Genomic DNA, 12,894 nt, shown 5'->3' with positions numbered 1-12,894 from the left:
TAAGAAGACTGGATGAAAACCCGCGACCGGATTCTCGAATGTGCTCTGCAACTGTTCAATGAGAAGGGCGAACCGAACGTCTCCACCATGGAGGTTGCCAACGAAATGGGGATCAGCCCCGGCAACCTCTACTACCACTTCCACGGCAAGGAGCCGCTGATACTCGGGTTGTTCGAACGCTTCCAGAATGAACTCGCGCCGCTGCTCGATCCACCGCCGGATGTGGAATTGGCGCCGGAGGATTACTGGCTGTTTTTGCACCTGATCGTCGAGCGCCTCGCGCAGTACCGGTTCCTGTTTCAGGACTTGTCGAACCTGGCCGGACGCCTGCCGAAACTGGCGAAGGGGATTCGTCATCTACTCAATGCATTGAAGCGCACGCTGGCGTCGTTGCTGGCGCGTTTGAAAGCGTCGGGGCAGTTGGTCAGCGATACCCAGGCACTGGGGCAACTGGTGGAGCAGATCACCATGACGCTGCTGTTTTCGCTGGACTATCAGCGCATTCTTGATCGGGAGGGTGAGGTCAGATTGGTGGTTTATCAGATCATGATGTTGGTGGCGCCGCATTTGTTGCCGCCGGTGAAGGTGGCGACAGAGCGGATGGCCCTGCAATACCTCGAAGATCACGAATGAAATCAAGAGCCCCTCACCCTAACCCTCTCCCAGAGGGAGAGGGGACTGACCTTATTGTCTTACGCGATACGGCGACCTGAAAAATCCAGTCGATTATGAATTCAATACGACACTTTCAGGTCGGTGTAAGGCTGAAGCATCCCCGAATCGGCCCCCTCTCCCTCGGGGAGAGGGCTGGGGTGAGGGTAAGCTTTTAAAAAGCACAAACAAAAACGCCCGACCTTCACAGGCCGGGCGTTTTGTTTTGCCCTGAAAAATCAGGACTGACTGGTTGGCGTCGACGGGGTCGATGCTGCAGTCGGAGTGGCTACCGGAGTCGGTGCCGCGGCGGAGTTTGACGCGCTCACCGGAGCTGCCGGGGTAGCAGGCTTGGCCGCGGGAGCTGCCGGTTTCGGCGCTGCGGCTTTCGGTGCGGCCGGTTTTTTCACTGCCGGTTTCTTCGCCGCAGCCGGTTTGGCCGCTGGCTTGGCAGCAGGTTTGGCGGTAGCGGTTTTCGCTGCTGGCTTGGCTGCTGGCTTCGCCGCGGTTTTAGCGGCGGGCTTCGCGGCTGCCTTGGCGGCTGCAACCGGCTTGGCCGCTGCTTTCGCAGCAGGTTTGGCGGCAGCAGTTTTTGCTACGGATTTAACTGCTGCTTTAGCCTTCGCCACCGGTTTGGCAGCCGCTTTGGCCAGTGGCTTGGCGGCTGTTTTGGCTGCCGGTTTTGCCGCTGCAGTTTTAGCTGCTGGCTTGGCCGTAGCGGTTTTCGCGACAGGACGGGCCTTCTCGCCAGTCAGTTTTTCGATCTGCTTGGTCAAGGTTTCCACCTTGCTGTGCAGCGCTTTGACTTCATTGCGGCTCGGTACGCCCAAGCGCGAAATCGCGCTGTTCAGACGCTTGTCGAAAGCCCCTTCCAGCTCATCCCACTTGCCCAGTGCGCGATCTTTCACGCCGCTGATGCGCGACTTGGCCGAGGAAGCGGAATCCTTGGCGGCATCGACTTTTTTGCCGACTGCAGACTTGGTGAGCTTCTCGGCTTTCTCGCCGTCTTTGACCAATGTATCGAAGAGCTTGCTGCCGTCAGTGTCGATCTTCGAGTACACGCCTAAACCAGCCAGCCAGATTTTGCGGGAGTAGTCTTCGACTTTCCCAATCCACGAGCTGCCTTCTTTATCGGTGTTCTTTTTACCAGCCATCCCGTTCTCCTTAAGATTTACGCGCGACGCGTTCGAGCAATGCCGTCAGCTCATCGAGCTTAGCAGAGAGTGTCTCAACGTCATGTTTAGACGGAATGCCGATACGATTCAAGGCGCTTGCTACGCGGCTGTCGAACGCCTTCTCGACCTTGTCGAGCTGAACTTCGACACGGCCTTTGAAAGAACTGACTTCGTCACGGGCTTCATCGATCTCGGCGTTGGCCGCTTCGAGTTTTTCGGTGACGACTTTTTTGCCTTTCTTTTCAACAGTTTGACCAGCCTTGATCAACTCTTGAAAGTAGTCACTACCCTCTTGGCCGACCTTGGCGTAGGCACCCAGGCCTGCCAGCCAGATCTTGCGGGCATAGGATTTGACGTCGCTCAGAGCGGTTGTCGAAGCGTCGATTTTTTTCTTCAAAATAACTTTGGCCATGGTGCACCTCACGCGCAGAAGGTTTGAGGAACTGCCCGCGAAAGTGTCGGGCTCTGGCACAAAGTAGGTAGAAAAATTAGAAACGGCACCCTAACAACTGACATAAACCTCTGGCTTCACACGAAACGAATGTGGGAGCGAGCCTGCTCGCGAAAGCGTTTTATCAGTCGGATTTTCTGTGACTGACACACCGCATTCGCGAGCAGGCTCGCTCCCACACGGGATTCGTTTCAGGCAGAAATCAAACCAGCGCTTTGTCCAACGCCTTCTCGATCTCGGCTTTGATCATGCCGCTCATGGCCGACATCATCAGGCCCAGTTCCACGTCGACCTTGATCGAATCGTCAGCCACATGCACCGCGCCTTTAACGCCCGAACGCTTGAGGTTCAAGGTGTCGCCCGACCACTGCGGCTCCAGGCCGTATTGCTCGGAAAGTTTCTGCGCCAGCTTGTCGGCCTTCTCGCGGGCAGCTTCCTTGCCCAGGCTATGGGCACGTTCAACACTAATACGGGCCATCGAATGACTCCTGACTTATGAATGTTCATCGGTAAATCTTGACCGCGTCTGCGGCAAATCGTCCCGAAGGTTGTCCATCTTACCTTTAGCCATTCCAAGACAAAGCATGGCTTGGGGATTAGAATGTCGCGCATTCTCTTTTGGTGACAGCGATATGACTGATCAGCGCAAAGGCAGCGATGCCGAACCCACCACTCACTTCGGCTTCAAAGACGTTCCGGAAAGCCAGAAAGCGGAAAAAGTCGCTGAGGTGTTCCACTCCGTAGCCGCCAAGTACGACCTGATGAACGACCTTCTGTCGGGTGGCATGCACCGCTTGTGGAAGCGTTTCGCGATCGAATTGTCGGGCGTGCGTAGCGGCAATCGCGTTCTGGACATTGCCGGCGGCACTGGTGACCTGACCAAAAAATTCTCCCATCTGGTAGGCCCTACCGGTCAGGTGGTGTTGGCCGACATCAACGAATCCATGCTCAAGGTCGGCCGCGACCGCCTGCTGGATCTGGGTGTGGCCGGCAACGTCGAATTCGTTCAGGCGGACGCTGAAAAACTGCCGTTCCCGGACAACCATTTCGACTGCGTGACCATCGCTTTCGGCCTGCGCAACGTGACGCACAAGGAAGACGCCCTGCGCTCGATGCTGCGTGTGCTCAAGCCCGGCGGTCGCTTGCTGGTGCTGGAATTCTCCAAGCCAACCAACGCGCTGATGTCCAAAGCCTACGACGCCTACTCGTTCGCCTTCATGCCGCTGATGGGCAAGCTGATCACCAATGACTCGGAAAGCTATCGCTACCTGGCCGAATCGATCCGCATGCACCCGAATCAGGAAACCCTGAAGTCGATGATGGTCGACGCCGGTTTCGACCGCGTGACCTATCACAACATGACCGCAGGCATCGTCGCCCTGCACCGCGGCATCAAGCCCTGATGCTGCTCACCGGGCTGCTCGCCAGCGTCGAACTCGGCCTCAACCGGGTGCTGCGTCTCGACAGCACGGCGCTGCCGCGGCTGGCGCATCTGACCGGCAAGGTGATTGCCATCGACTGCCGTAGCCCGGCGCTGCAACTGTTCATTCTGCCGAGCGATGAAGGTTTGATGCTCGCGTCCCACTGGGAAACCGGTGTCGACTGCACCCTGCGCGCCCCGGCTTCGAGCCTGCTGAAACTGGCCCTGAGCAAAGACAAGACAGCGGTGCTGCACGCCCCGGAAGTCGAGCTCGACGGCGACAGTGGCGTGCTGCTGGAACTGGCCGGTGTGCTGCAGGATCTGGAGCTGGACTGGGAGTACGAACTCTCGCGCTGGCTGGGACCTGTCGCCACGCAACTGGTTGGCGGTCATTTGCGCAGCCGCGCACGCTGGTATCAACAAGGATTTGCCAGCCTCAACCAGAACCTCGCCGAATACCTCGCCGAAGAATCGCGCACCCTCGTCGGGCAGCGCGAAGCCGAAGCGCGGTTCAGCGAACTGGACCGGATCAAACTTGATCTGGAACGTCTCGAGGCGCGTTTCGAGCGCCTTTCCCGATCCCTCGACCCAAGCGATAACGCATGAAGCTGCTTGCCGTCCGCCGTCTGTTGCGCATCCAGCGCGTCGTGATCCGCTACCGTCTCGATGACCTGCTGTTCGATCTGCCGCTGCCCTGGTTCCTGCTGGCGCTGCGCTATGTGCTGCCGTGGCGCTGGTTCCCGCGCAAGCCGCTGGACCTGAGCCGTGGCGCGCGCCTGCGCCTGGCATTACAGGATCTGGGGCCGATCTTCATCAAGTTCGGGCAGATTCTCTCGACCCGCCGCGACTTGCTGCCGGAAGACATCGCCGATGAGCTGATGCTGTTGCAGGATCGTGTACCGCCGTTCGATTCGCAGCTGTCGATCAAGCTGATCGAAGAACAGCTCGGCAAAAAAATCAGCGAAGTCTTCAGCCGTTTCGACGTCGCTCCGCTGGCTTCGGCCTCGGTGGCGCAGGTGCATGCCGCGCAGTTGAAAACCGGCGAAGAAGTGGTCGTCAAGGTGATCCGCCCAGGCCTCAAACCAATCATCGCCCAGGATCTGGCGTGGCTGTTCATCCTCGCCCGCGCCGCCGAAAAGGTCTCGGCTGACGCCCGCCTGCTGCACCCGGTGGACGTGGTGCAGGACTACGAAAAAACCATCTACGACGAGCTCGACCTGCTGCGCGAGGCGGCCAACGCCAGCCAGTTGAAGCGCAATTTCGAGGGCTCGCCGTTGCTTTACGTGCCGCAAGTCTATTGGGACTGGTGCCGGCCGAAGGTGCTGGTGATGGAGCGCATCTACGGGATTCAGGTGACGGATCTGGCGACCCTTGCCGATCAGCGCACCGACATGAAAATGCTTGCCGAACGTGGTGTGGAGATCTTCTTCACCCAGGTGTTCCGCGACAGTTTCTTCCACGCCGACATGCACCCGGGCAACATCTTCGTCAGCACCGTCAACCCGTGGAGCCCACAGTACATCGCGATCGACTGCGGGATCGTCGGCAGCCTGACCCCGGAAGATCAGGATTATCTGGCGCGCAACCTGTTCGCCTTCTTCAAACGTGACTACCGCCGCGTGGCGCAACTGCACATTGATTCGGGCTGGGTGCCGGCGGAAACCAAACTCAACGAGTTCGAAGCGGCGATCCGTACCGTGTGCGAACCGATCTTCGAAAAACCGTTAAAAGATATTTCATTTGGCCAGGTGCTAATGCGCCTGTTCCAGACCGCGCGGCGATTCAACATGGAAGTGCAGCCGCAACTCGTACTGCTGCAAAAGACCTTGCTGAACATCGAAGGCCTCGGTCGTCAGCTCTATCCGGATCTGGATCTGTGGAACACCGCACAGCCGTTCCTTGAACGCTGGATGCGCGAACGTGTCAGCCCGAAAGCCTTGCTCGGCAACGTGCAGAGCCAGTTCGAACAGATTCCGCATCTGGCCAACATGGCCCGCGATCTGCTTGAACGCATGTCCCAGCCTCACGCCAAAGACCCACCGCCGCCGTGGCACAAACGCAAGGACGACTGGTTCCTGCGCCTGCTCGGCAGCGCCCATCTGGCAGGCGGTGCGATCCTCGCCGCCGGTGGCCCGCTGAACGAATTGGGGCATTGGCCCGCCGGGATCATGGTAGCCGTAGGCTTGTATCTGGTCGTTCGCCGATAGCCAGTTCCGTGATCGGCTGGCACACTGTTTCAACGCCTGAACCCGACTATTTGAAGTGTGGGTTCGCTGTCGGAGTCGAAGATGAAAAACTGGCTGGACGAGATCAAGTGGGACGCTGACGGCCTGGTGCCCGCGATTGCCCAGGATCACAAGACCGGACGTGTACTGATGATGGCCTGGATGAACCGCGAAGCGCTGGAACTGACCGCTGCGGAAAACCGTGCAATCTACTGGTCACGTTCCCGTGGCAAGCTGTGGCGCAAGGGCGAAGAGTCCGGCCACGCACAGACCTTGCATGAGATGCGTCTGGACTGTGACGCCGACGTGATCATCCTGATGGTTGAACAGATCGGCGACATCGCTTGCCATACCGGCCGTCAAAGCTGCTTTTACCGCGTCTTCGAAAACGGCGACTGGAAAACGGTCGACCCGGTGCTGAAAGACCCGCACGCAATCTATTCCGCAGGACACAAACATGAGTGACACCCTGACCCGCCTGGCCGAAGTGCTCGAAGAGCGCAAAGGCGCAGCGGCCGACAGCTCGTATGTCGCCAGCCTGTATCACAAGGGTCTGAACAAGATTCTGGAGAAAGTCGGCGAAGAGTCGGTCGAAACCATTATTGCCGCCAAGGACGCCGCCATCAGCGGCGACTGCAGCGACGTGATCTACGAGACCGCCGACCTGTGGTTCCACAGCATGGTCATGCTCGCTCAACTGGGGCAGCATCCACAGGCTGTGCTTGATGAACTGGATCGTCGCTTCGGCCTGTCCGGACACGTCGAGAAAGCCTCGCGCCCGTCCGCCTGAACAACTATTAGAGAGGAACAGCAACATGGGCATTTTTGACTGGAAACACTGGATCGTCATTCTGGTAGTCGTGGTGCTGGTGTTCGGCACCAAGAAACTGAAAAACCTCGGCACCGACGTGGGTGAGTCGATCAAGGGCTTTCGCAAAGCCATGAACGACGACGACAAGCCGGCCGCCGATCCAACCGTGACGCCTGCGCAGCCAGTGCCACCGGTGCAGCCGCAAGCCACCGCTCAGGCCAACCCGCCGCACACCATCGACGTGCAGGCGCAGAAAGTCGAAGAGCCGATCCGCAAAGACGTGTGAGCACTGACTAATGTTTGGTATCAGCTTCTCTGAACTGCTGCTCGTCGGCCTCGTTGCCCTGCTGGTGCTGGGCCCCGAGCGTCTGCCGGGCGCTGCACGCACCGCCGGCCTGTGGGTCGGACGGCTGAAGCGCAGCTTCAACGCGATCAAACAGGAAGTTGAACGTGAAATCGGTGCCGACGAGATTCGTCGGCAACTGCACAACGAGCACATTCTGTCGTTGGAGCAGGAGGCACGGAAGATTTTCAATCCGGTTCAGCAGGAACCGACGCCAGTTGAGCATGTGGGCGAGCAGACGATTCACAGCGCTGCCGCTGCGACAACACCTGCGACTGTTGCCGCTGTCGAAACCGTGTCGGTCACGCCTTCCGTAGAACCTGTTGCCCCTGCGGCTGCGCCTGTTGCGCCAGCCCCTCATGATCCAACATTACCGCCGCGAGCCCCATGAGCGATCTCCCCGAAAACGACCAGCACATGCCGCTGGTTTCGCACCTCACCGAGTTGCGCACCCGCCTGCTGCGTTGTGTGGCGGCGATCTTCATCATCTTCGCCGGGCTGTTCGCCTTCACCCAGCAGATCTACACCTTCGTCTCGACGCCGTTGCGTCAGTACCTGCCGGTCGGCGCGACGATGATCGCCACCGACGTGTCGTCGCCGTTCCTGACGCCACTGAAGCTGACGATGATGGTCTCGCTGTTCCTCGCGATTCCGGTGATCCTGCATCAGATCTGGGGCTTCATCGCGCCGGGCCTGTACAAGCATGAGAAGCGCATCGCGGTGCCACTGCTGGTCTCCAGCATCCTGCTGTTCTACACCGGCATGGCTTTCGCCTATTACTTCGTGTTCCCTCTGATCTTCAAGTTCTTCGCCGCCGCCACCCCGGCCGGCGTGGAAATGATGACCGATATCGCCAGCTACCTCGATTTCGTCATGACGTTGTTTTTCGCCTTCGGCGTGGCGTTCGAGATACCGGTGGCCGTTGTGCTGCTGGTGTGGATCGGCGTGGTCGACGTCGCCTACCTGAGAAAGATCCGTCCGTACGTGATCATTGGCTGCTTCGTAGTCGGCATGATCCTCACGCCGCCGGACATTTTCTCGCAGACCCTGTTGGCCGTGCCGATGTGGATGCTGTTTGAAATCGGCATTCTGTTCGGTGGTCTGGTCAGCAAGCGCGAACGTCCGGATGAAAAACCGGCCGACGATCACAACGACCAGCCGCCAGCGACCCAGGCATGAACCTGCTGCTGCTCGAAGAGGCCGACTTCATTGCGGCCGACCGTGTGGTGCTGCGTGATCGACGCCTGACGCACATGCAGGAAGTTCATCGCTCGCAAGTGGGTGACAGCCTGCGGGTCGGGCGCATCAATGGGCTGATGGGTTCGGCTGAGCTTTTGCGGCTGGAGGCTGGTGAAGCTGAACTACGCGTCAGCGTCGATCAGCCGCCACCGGCCAAACTGCCGCTGACCTTGGTACTGGCCCTGCCGCGTCCAAAAATGCTGCGGCGGGTGTTCCAGACCGTGGCGACCATGGGTGTGTCAAAGGTCATTCTGGTCAACAGCTATCGGGTCGAGAAGAGTTTCTGGCAGACACCGTTTCTCGAACCTGACGCAATCCGCGAACAGCTGATCCTCGGCCTCGAACAGGCGCGGGATACGGTGCTGCCGCAAATCATCATCGAGAAACGCTTCAAGCCGTTTGTCGAAGACCGCCTGCCAGCGATTACTGAAGGCACACTTGGTCTGGTCGGCCATCCCGGTAACTATCCGCCCTGCCCGCGCGCATTGAGCGAACCGGTGACTTTGGCCATCGGCCCCGAAGGTGGCTGGATTCCTTACGAAATCGATCTGCTGGCCAAATCCGGCCTGCAACCGGTGCAACTGGGCGAACGCATCCTGCGCGTCGAAACCGCCGTCACCGCCCTCCTCGCCCGCCTCTTCTAGCCCGGACAGATGGCATTACAGAATGCCATCACGCAGCCGATACAGCTCCCATAAGTCCAATGAGTGGTCTGAGGGAGTCGTCGCATGTACCGTTGGTTAGCCGAGAGTCTTGGAAACGTCAGCGTCAAACGCAAACTGGGAATCGGTTTCGGCCTGGTGCTGGTGCTGACGCTGTTGATCACCTTTACCGGCTGGACCGGCATGAGCGGCATCATCAGCCGTGGCGACAAGCTCGGTTTCATCTCCAGCCTAAACGAGCTGACCAAAGACCTGCGCCTGGCGCGCGTGGACTATGACGCACGCCGTGGTGAACAAGGCCCGGGCGCGGTCAACGAGTTGCTGAACAAACTCGACAGCGGCCTGCAAACCGCACGCGGCCTGATTGAACAACCATCCGACGCCGCCATGGTCGATCAGCAATTGGCCGCCGTTGCCGAATACAAACGTGCTTTTGCCGACATGACTCAAGCCACCGTCCAGCGCGAAGACGCCCGCAGCAAGCTGGGCGCCAGCGCCGACAACGCCGTGGCAAAGGTATCGGAAGTTGAAAAATCCTTGCTGCAAGGTGACAGCGTCGCGCAGTTCAACAGCGTGATCGAACTGAGCAAACTGCTCCAGCAGGCGCGCTATCAAGTGCGCGGCTACACCTACAGCGGCAAGGCTGAAGCAGAACAACCGGCACTGAATGCCATCGACAATGCCCTCAAAAACCTTGAAAGCCTGCAGTCGGAACTGCCGGAACAACACATCGCCAACCTGCAACAGGCCACCGAATCGATCAAAGCCTATCGCGCGGCGGTCGCTCAGTTCCGCGATTCGCAGGTCACCAATGCCAAGTCACTCGCGCGCATGTCCGCTCAGGGCGACATCTTGATCGACCTCAGCAAGAAGCTGACGGCTTCGCAAACTATCGTGCGCGACACCGATGCCGCCCACGCCAAGAACATGCTGTTGATCGCCACCCTGCTGGCCCTGGCTTTCGGCTTGCTGGCGGCATGGGCGATCACTCGTCAGATCATCATTCCGCTGAACCAGACCCTGAAAGTCGCCGAGCGCGTCGCTGCCGGCGACCTGACCCACAACCTGGTCTCGTTGCGCCGCGACGAACTTGGCCAGTTGCAGCGTTCGATGCAGAGCATGACCCAAGGCCTGCGCGAGTTGATCGGCGGGATCAGCGATGGCGTCACACAGATCGCCAGTGCCGCCGAAGAGCTGTCCGCCGTGACCGAGCAAACCAGCGCCGGGGTCAACAATCAGAAAATCGAGACCGATCAGGTCGCCACCGCCATGAACGAAATGGCTGCCACCGTGCAGGAAGTTGCGCGCAACGCTGAAGAGGCTTCCGAAGCCGCTGTCGCTGCGGACCAACAGGCCCGCGAAGGCGACAAAGTCGTCGGCGAAGCCATTGCGCAGATCGAGCGTCTGGCCGTTGAAGTCGGTCACTCCACCGAAGCCATGGGCGAACTCAAGCGCGAAAGCGACAAGATAGGCAGCGTCCTCGACGTAATCAAATCCGTGGCCCAGCAAACCAACCTGCTGGCGCTCAACGCGGCCATCGAGGCGGCGCGTGCCGGTGAGGCCGGTCGTGGTTTCGCCGTGGTTGCCGATGAAGTACGCAGCCTCGCCCAGCGCACGCAGAAGTCAACCGAAGAGATCGAAGAGCTGATCGTCGGCCTGCAAAACGGCACCCAGCAGGTGGCGACGATCATGGACAACAGCCGCACCCTGACCGACAGCAGCGTTGAGCTGACCCGTCGGGCCGGTGGCTCGCTGGCAAGCATCACCCGCACTGTTTCGGCGATTCAGGCGATGAACCAGCAGATCGCTGCGGCGGCAGAGCAGCAGAGCGCGGTGGCGGAAGAGATCAACCGTAGCGTGCTGAATGTGCGCGATGTGTCGGATCAGACATCGGCGGCGAGTGAAGAGACGGCAGCGTCCAGCGTTGAGCTGGCGCGGCTGGGGACGCATCTGCAGACGCTGGTTGGCAAGTTCAAGGTCTAAGTAGTCGGACTGATCGTTCCCACGCTCTGCGTGGGAATGCATCCTGTGACGCTCTGCGTCACGCTTGAGAAGGGACGCGGAGCGTCCCGGGCGGCGTTCCCACGCAGAGCGTGGGAACGATCAGTTACAGAACCTGACGCAGGAATGCCTGAGCGCGCGGATCCTTCGGCGCATCAAAGAACTCCGCCGGCGACGCATCTTCCAGCAACTTGCCGTGATCGAAGAACAGCACCCGATCTGCCACTTCCCGGGCGAAGCCCATTTCGTGGGTGACGCAGACCATGGTCATGCCTTCCACGGCCAGGTTCTTCATCACATCCAGTACTTCGCCGACCATTTCCGGGTCGAGGGCCGAGGTCGGCTCATCGAACAGCATCACCTTCGGCTCCATCGCCAGCGCCCGGGCGATTGCCACGCGCTGCTGCTGACCGCCGGACAGGCGTGACGGAAACTCGTTGGCTTTCTGCGCGATACCGACCTTTTTCAGCAACTCCATGGCCTTCGCCTCGCGCTCTTTCTTGCCGCGCTTGCGCACGACTTTTTGCGCCAGACAAAGGTTTTCCAACACGGTCATGTGCGGGAACAGGTTGAAATGCTGGAACACCATGCCGACTTCGCGGCGGTAGGCGTTGACGTCGGTTTTCGGGTCGGCCAGTTGCAGACCGTCGATGCTCACCGAACCCGAATCGAACTCTTCCAGGCCATTGAGGCAGCGCAGGAAGGTCGACTTGCCGGAACCGGACGGGCCGATCACCACCAGTACTTCGCCCTTGGCCACCGTGGTGCTGACGTTATCCACCGCGCGCACTACCTGGCCACGGGTGTCGAAGACTTTTACCAGATCGCGGACTTCAATCACTTTGCGCGAGCCTCCGCTCAAGCCGGCTGGCGATTTTCGACAGCGGCAGGTTGATCAACAGGTACAGACCGGCCACGCAGAACAGAATCTCGAACGGCGAGAACGAAGTCGTGATGACTTCACGGCCGCTTTTCAGCAATTCGGTGATGGCGATTACCGACACCAGCGAGGTGTCCTTGACCAGACTGATGAACTGCCCGGCCAGCGGCGGCAGCACGCGCTTGAACGCTTGCGGCAGTACCACGTGACGCATCGACTGGCCGGCACTCAAACCGAGCGAGCGCGCGGCTTCGTTCTGCCCACGGGCAATCGACTGCACGCCGGAACGGATGATCTCGGCCACATAGGCGCCGGTGAACAGCGACAACGCGGCGATCCCGGCGAACTCCCGGGACAGGTTCATCACCGTGCCGATGAAGAAGTAGAAAATGAAAATCTGCACCAGCAGCGGCGTGCCGCGTACCAGTTCGACGTAGATGCTCGACAGGTCGCGCAGAGTCGGGTTGCTCGACAAGCGGCACAGCCCGGTGACCAGACCGATCAACAACCCGAGAATGCCGGAGACCACCGACAGCCAAAGCGTCGTCCACAGCCCCCACAACAGCGGCCCCGCCGCCCAATGCCGAGTGACACCCACGACGTCGCCTTCGGCCACATCGTCGCCCTGAGCGAATTGCAGGCTGTTCTCGTCGACGGTCAGGTGCTGCTCGTCACCGGCATCGTTGCGCAGAGTGACTTGCGCGCTACTGCCCTTGCGCACCAGTTCGGTGACGGTGGAAATGTCGGCGGCACGCTGGGTTTCTTCGGCCTGATAGGCGAAGTACTGCGGCACGCGATTCCAGCGCCATTCGTAGGACATCAGCGACGTGGCGTAATACAACGCACCGGCCAGGCCGATCAGCACCAGCACGGTGAGGACGTGCCAGGGCCATTGGGCTTTTTTATGTTTCATTGCAGGTTCCGGGATTGGTGTTGCTTACAAGGTCCTCTTCGCGAGCAGGCTCGCTCCCACATTTGAAATGCATTCCAATGTGGGAGCGAGCCTGCTCGCGAAAGGGGTAACGCGGTCTTGCAG

General features: G+C 59.8%; 16 protein-coding genes and 1 pseudogene. 12 read left to right on the top strand and 5 right to left on the bottom strand.

The genetic code is table 11. The annotated features are described in order from the left end of the window. Positions 1 to 12: 12 nt before the first annotated feature. Complete coding sequence (locus tag IAI51_RS17340; protein WP_187679588.1) at positions 13 to 633, top strand: TetR/AcrR family transcriptional regulator; 621 nt, start codon at positions 13 to 15, stop codon at positions 631 to 633. Between the two features lie 257 nt (positions 634 to 890). Here the strand turns inward: IAI51_RS17340 and IAI51_RS17335 are convergent, their stop codons facing one another. The 3 genes from IAI51_RS17335 to IAI51_RS17325 all read right to left on the bottom strand — a co-directional run bounded on the left by IAI51_RS17335 (position 891) and on the right by IAI51_RS17325 (position 2,755). Beyond that, positions 891 to 1,805: a phasin family protein gene (locus IAI51_RS17335; RefSeq protein WP_187679587.1), complete on the bottom strand. Its 915-nt coding sequence runs from the start codon at positions 1,803 to 1,805 to the stop codon at positions 891 to 893. Between the two features lie 10 nt (positions 1,806 to 1,815). Beyond that, positions 1,816 to 2,238, bottom strand: a complete 423-nt coding sequence (locus IAI51_RS17330; protein ID WP_187679586.1) for a phasin family protein — start codon at positions 2,236 to 2,238, stop codon at positions 1,816 to 1,818. 241 nt (positions 2,239 to 2,479) lie between these two features. Then, on the bottom strand, positions 2,480 to 2,755 hold the full coding sequence (locus IAI51_RS17325) for a polyhydroxyalkanoic acid system family protein (protein ID WP_187679585.1): 276 nt from the start codon (positions 2,753 to 2,755) through the stop codon (positions 2,480 to 2,482). Between the two features lie 154 nt (positions 2,756 to 2,909). Between IAI51_RS17325 and ubiE the strand changes: the two genes are divergently transcribed. The 11 genes and pseudogenes from ubiE (at position 2,910) to IAI51_RS28290 (ending at position 10,960) form a co-directional block, all read left to right on the top strand. Then, positions 2,910 to 3,680, top strand: a complete 771-nt coding sequence (ubiE, locus tag IAI51_RS17320) for a bifunctional demethylmenaquinone methyltransferase/2-methoxy-6-polyprenyl-1,4-benzoquinol methylase UbiE (protein WP_187679584.1) — start codon at positions 2,910 to 2,912, stop codon at positions 3,678 to 3,680. Beyond that, positions 3,680 to 4,303, top strand: a complete 624-nt coding sequence (locus tag IAI51_RS17315) for an SCP2 domain-containing protein (protein WP_187679583.1) — start codon at positions 3,680 to 3,682, stop codon at positions 4,301 to 4,303. Before ubiE ends, IAI51_RS17315 begins: the two co-directional genes overlap by 1 nt. Further along, on the top strand, positions 4,300 to 5,904 hold the full coding sequence (gene ubiB / locus IAI51_RS17310) for a ubiquinone biosynthesis regulatory protein kinase UbiB (RefSeq protein WP_187679582.1): 1,605 nt from the start codon (positions 4,300 to 4,302) through the stop codon (positions 5,902 to 5,904). Before IAI51_RS17315 ends, ubiB begins: the two co-directional genes overlap by 4 nt. An 81-nt stretch (positions 5,905 to 5,985) precedes the next feature. Continuing rightward, complete coding sequence (hisI, locus tag IAI51_RS17305; RefSeq protein WP_187679581.1) at positions 5,986 to 6,387, top strand: phosphoribosyl-AMP cyclohydrolase; 402 nt, start codon at positions 5,986 to 5,988, stop codon at positions 6,385 to 6,387. After that, the gene (locus tag IAI51_RS17300; RefSeq protein WP_007909355.1) at positions 6,380 to 6,712 is read left to right on the top strand and encodes a phosphoribosyl-ATP diphosphatase; all 333 of its coding nucleotides are present in this window, start codon (positions 6,380 to 6,382) and stop codon (positions 6,710 to 6,712) included. Before hisI ends, IAI51_RS17300 begins: the two co-directional genes overlap by 8 nt. A 25-nt stretch (positions 6,713 to 6,737) precedes the next feature. Then, complete coding sequence (locus IAI51_RS17295) at positions 6,738 to 7,019, top strand: twin-arginine translocase TatA/TatE family subunit (RefSeq protein WP_187679580.1); 282 nt, start codon at positions 6,738 to 6,740, stop codon at positions 7,017 to 7,019. 10 nt (positions 7,020 to 7,029) lie between these two features. Then, complete coding sequence (gene tatB / locus IAI51_RS17290) at positions 7,030 to 7,467, top strand: Sec-independent protein translocase protein TatB (protein WP_187679579.1); 438 nt, start codon at positions 7,030 to 7,032, stop codon at positions 7,465 to 7,467. Beyond that, positions 7,464 to 8,255, top strand: coding sequence for a twin-arginine translocase subunit TatC (tatC, locus tag IAI51_RS17285; protein ID WP_222944196.1), 792 nt, complete (start codon positions 7,464 to 7,466; stop codon positions 8,253 to 8,255). Before tatB ends, tatC begins: the two co-directional genes overlap by 4 nt. After that, positions 8,252 to 8,959 (top strand): 16S rRNA (uracil(1498)-N(3))-methyltransferase, encoded by a 708-nt coding sequence (locus tag IAI51_RS17280; RefSeq protein ID WP_187679578.1) that lies wholly within the window; start codon positions 8,252 to 8,254, stop codon positions 8,957 to 8,959. The genes tatC and IAI51_RS17280 overlap by 4 nt, the downstream gene beginning before the upstream one ends. An 84-nt stretch (positions 8,960 to 9,043) precedes the next feature. Next, positions 9,044 to 10,105, top strand: a pseudogene (locus IAI51_RS28295) (methyl-accepting chemotaxis protein); the annotation flags it as partial. Further along, complete coding sequence (locus IAI51_RS28290; RefSeq protein WP_410458010.1) at positions 10,088 to 10,960, top strand: methyl-accepting chemotaxis protein; 873 nt, start codon at positions 10,088 to 10,090, stop codon at positions 10,958 to 10,960. The pseudogene IAI51_RS28295 and the gene IAI51_RS28290, both read left to right, overlap by 18 nt. A 124-nt stretch (positions 10,961 to 11,084) precedes the next feature. Here the strand turns inward: IAI51_RS28290 and IAI51_RS17270 are convergent, their stop codons facing one another. Next, positions 11,085 to 11,819: an amino acid ABC transporter ATP-binding protein gene (locus IAI51_RS17270; RefSeq protein WP_077570385.1), complete on the bottom strand. Its 735-nt coding sequence runs from the start codon at positions 11,817 to 11,819 to the stop codon at positions 11,085 to 11,087. Beyond that, positions 11,812 to 12,771, bottom strand: coding sequence for an amino acid ABC transporter permease (locus IAI51_RS17265; RefSeq protein ID WP_187679576.1), 960 nt, complete (start codon positions 12,769 to 12,771; stop codon positions 11,812 to 11,814). Before IAI51_RS17265 ends, IAI51_RS17270 begins: the two co-directional genes overlap by 8 nt. Between the last annotated feature and the right edge of the window lie 123 nt (positions 12,772 to 12,894).

The organism is Pseudomonas sp. N40(2020) (assembly GCF_014472415.1).
GTDB lineage: Bacteria > Pseudomonadota > Gammaproteobacteria > Pseudomonadales > Pseudomonadaceae > Aquipseudomonas.
The sequence above is the reverse complement of the archived record's forward strand: the minus strand, read 5'-3'. Positions and strand labels throughout refer to the sequence as shown.

Bases quoted from the DNA above. Each gene is read 5' to 3' on its own strand.
- IAI51_RS17340 (WP_187679588.1), top strand. From the start codon at position 13: ATGAAAACCCGCGACCGGATTCTCGAATGTGCTCTGCAACTGTTCAAT.
- IAI51_RS17335 (WP_187679587.1), bottom strand. From the start codon at position 1,805: ATGGCTGGTAAAAAGAACACCGATAAAGAAGGCAGCTCGTGGATTGGG.
- IAI51_RS17330 (WP_187679586.1), bottom strand. From the start codon at position 2,238: ATGGCCAAAGTTATTTTGAAGAAAAAAATCGACGCTTCGACAACCGCT.
- IAI51_RS17325 (WP_187679585.1), bottom strand. From the start codon at position 2,755: ATGGCCCGTATTAGTGTTGAACGTGCCCATAGCCTGGGCAAGGAAGCT.
- ubiE (WP_187679584.1), top strand. From the start codon at position 2,910: ATGACTGATCAGCGCAAAGGCAGCGATGCCGAACCCACCACTCACTTC.
- IAI51_RS17315 (WP_187679583.1), top strand. From the start codon at position 3,680: ATGCTGCTCACCGGGCTGCTCGCCAGCGTCGAACTCGGCCTCAACCGG.
- ubiB (WP_187679582.1), top strand. From the start codon at position 4,300: ATGAAGCTGCTTGCCGTCCGCCGTCTGTTGCGCATCCAGCGCGTCGTG.
- hisI (WP_187679581.1), top strand. From the start codon at position 5,986: ATGAAAAACTGGCTGGACGAGATCAAGTGGGACGCTGACGGCCTGGTG.
- IAI51_RS17300 (WP_007909355.1), top strand. From the start codon at position 6,380: ATGAGTGACACCCTGACCCGCCTGGCCGAAGTGCTCGAAGAGCGCAAA.
- IAI51_RS17295 (WP_187679580.1), top strand. From the start codon at position 6,738: ATGGGCATTTTTGACTGGAAACACTGGATCGTCATTCTGGTAGTCGTG.
- tatB (WP_187679579.1), top strand. From the start codon at position 7,030: ATGTTTGGTATCAGCTTCTCTGAACTGCTGCTCGTCGGCCTCGTTGCC.
- tatC (WP_222944196.1), top strand. From the start codon at position 7,464: ATGAGCGATCTCCCCGAAAACGACCAGCACATGCCGCTGGTTTCGCAC.
- IAI51_RS17280 (WP_187679578.1), top strand. From the start codon at position 8,252: ATGAACCTGCTGCTGCTCGAAGAGGCCGACTTCATTGCGGCCGACCGT.
- IAI51_RS28290 (WP_410458010.1), top strand. From the start codon at position 10,088: ATGCAGAGCATGACCCAAGGCCTGCGCGAGTTGATCGGCGGGATCAGC.
- IAI51_RS17265 (WP_187679576.1), bottom strand. From the start codon at position 12,771: ATGAAACATAAAAAAGCCCAATGGCCCTGGCACGTCCTCACCGTGCTG.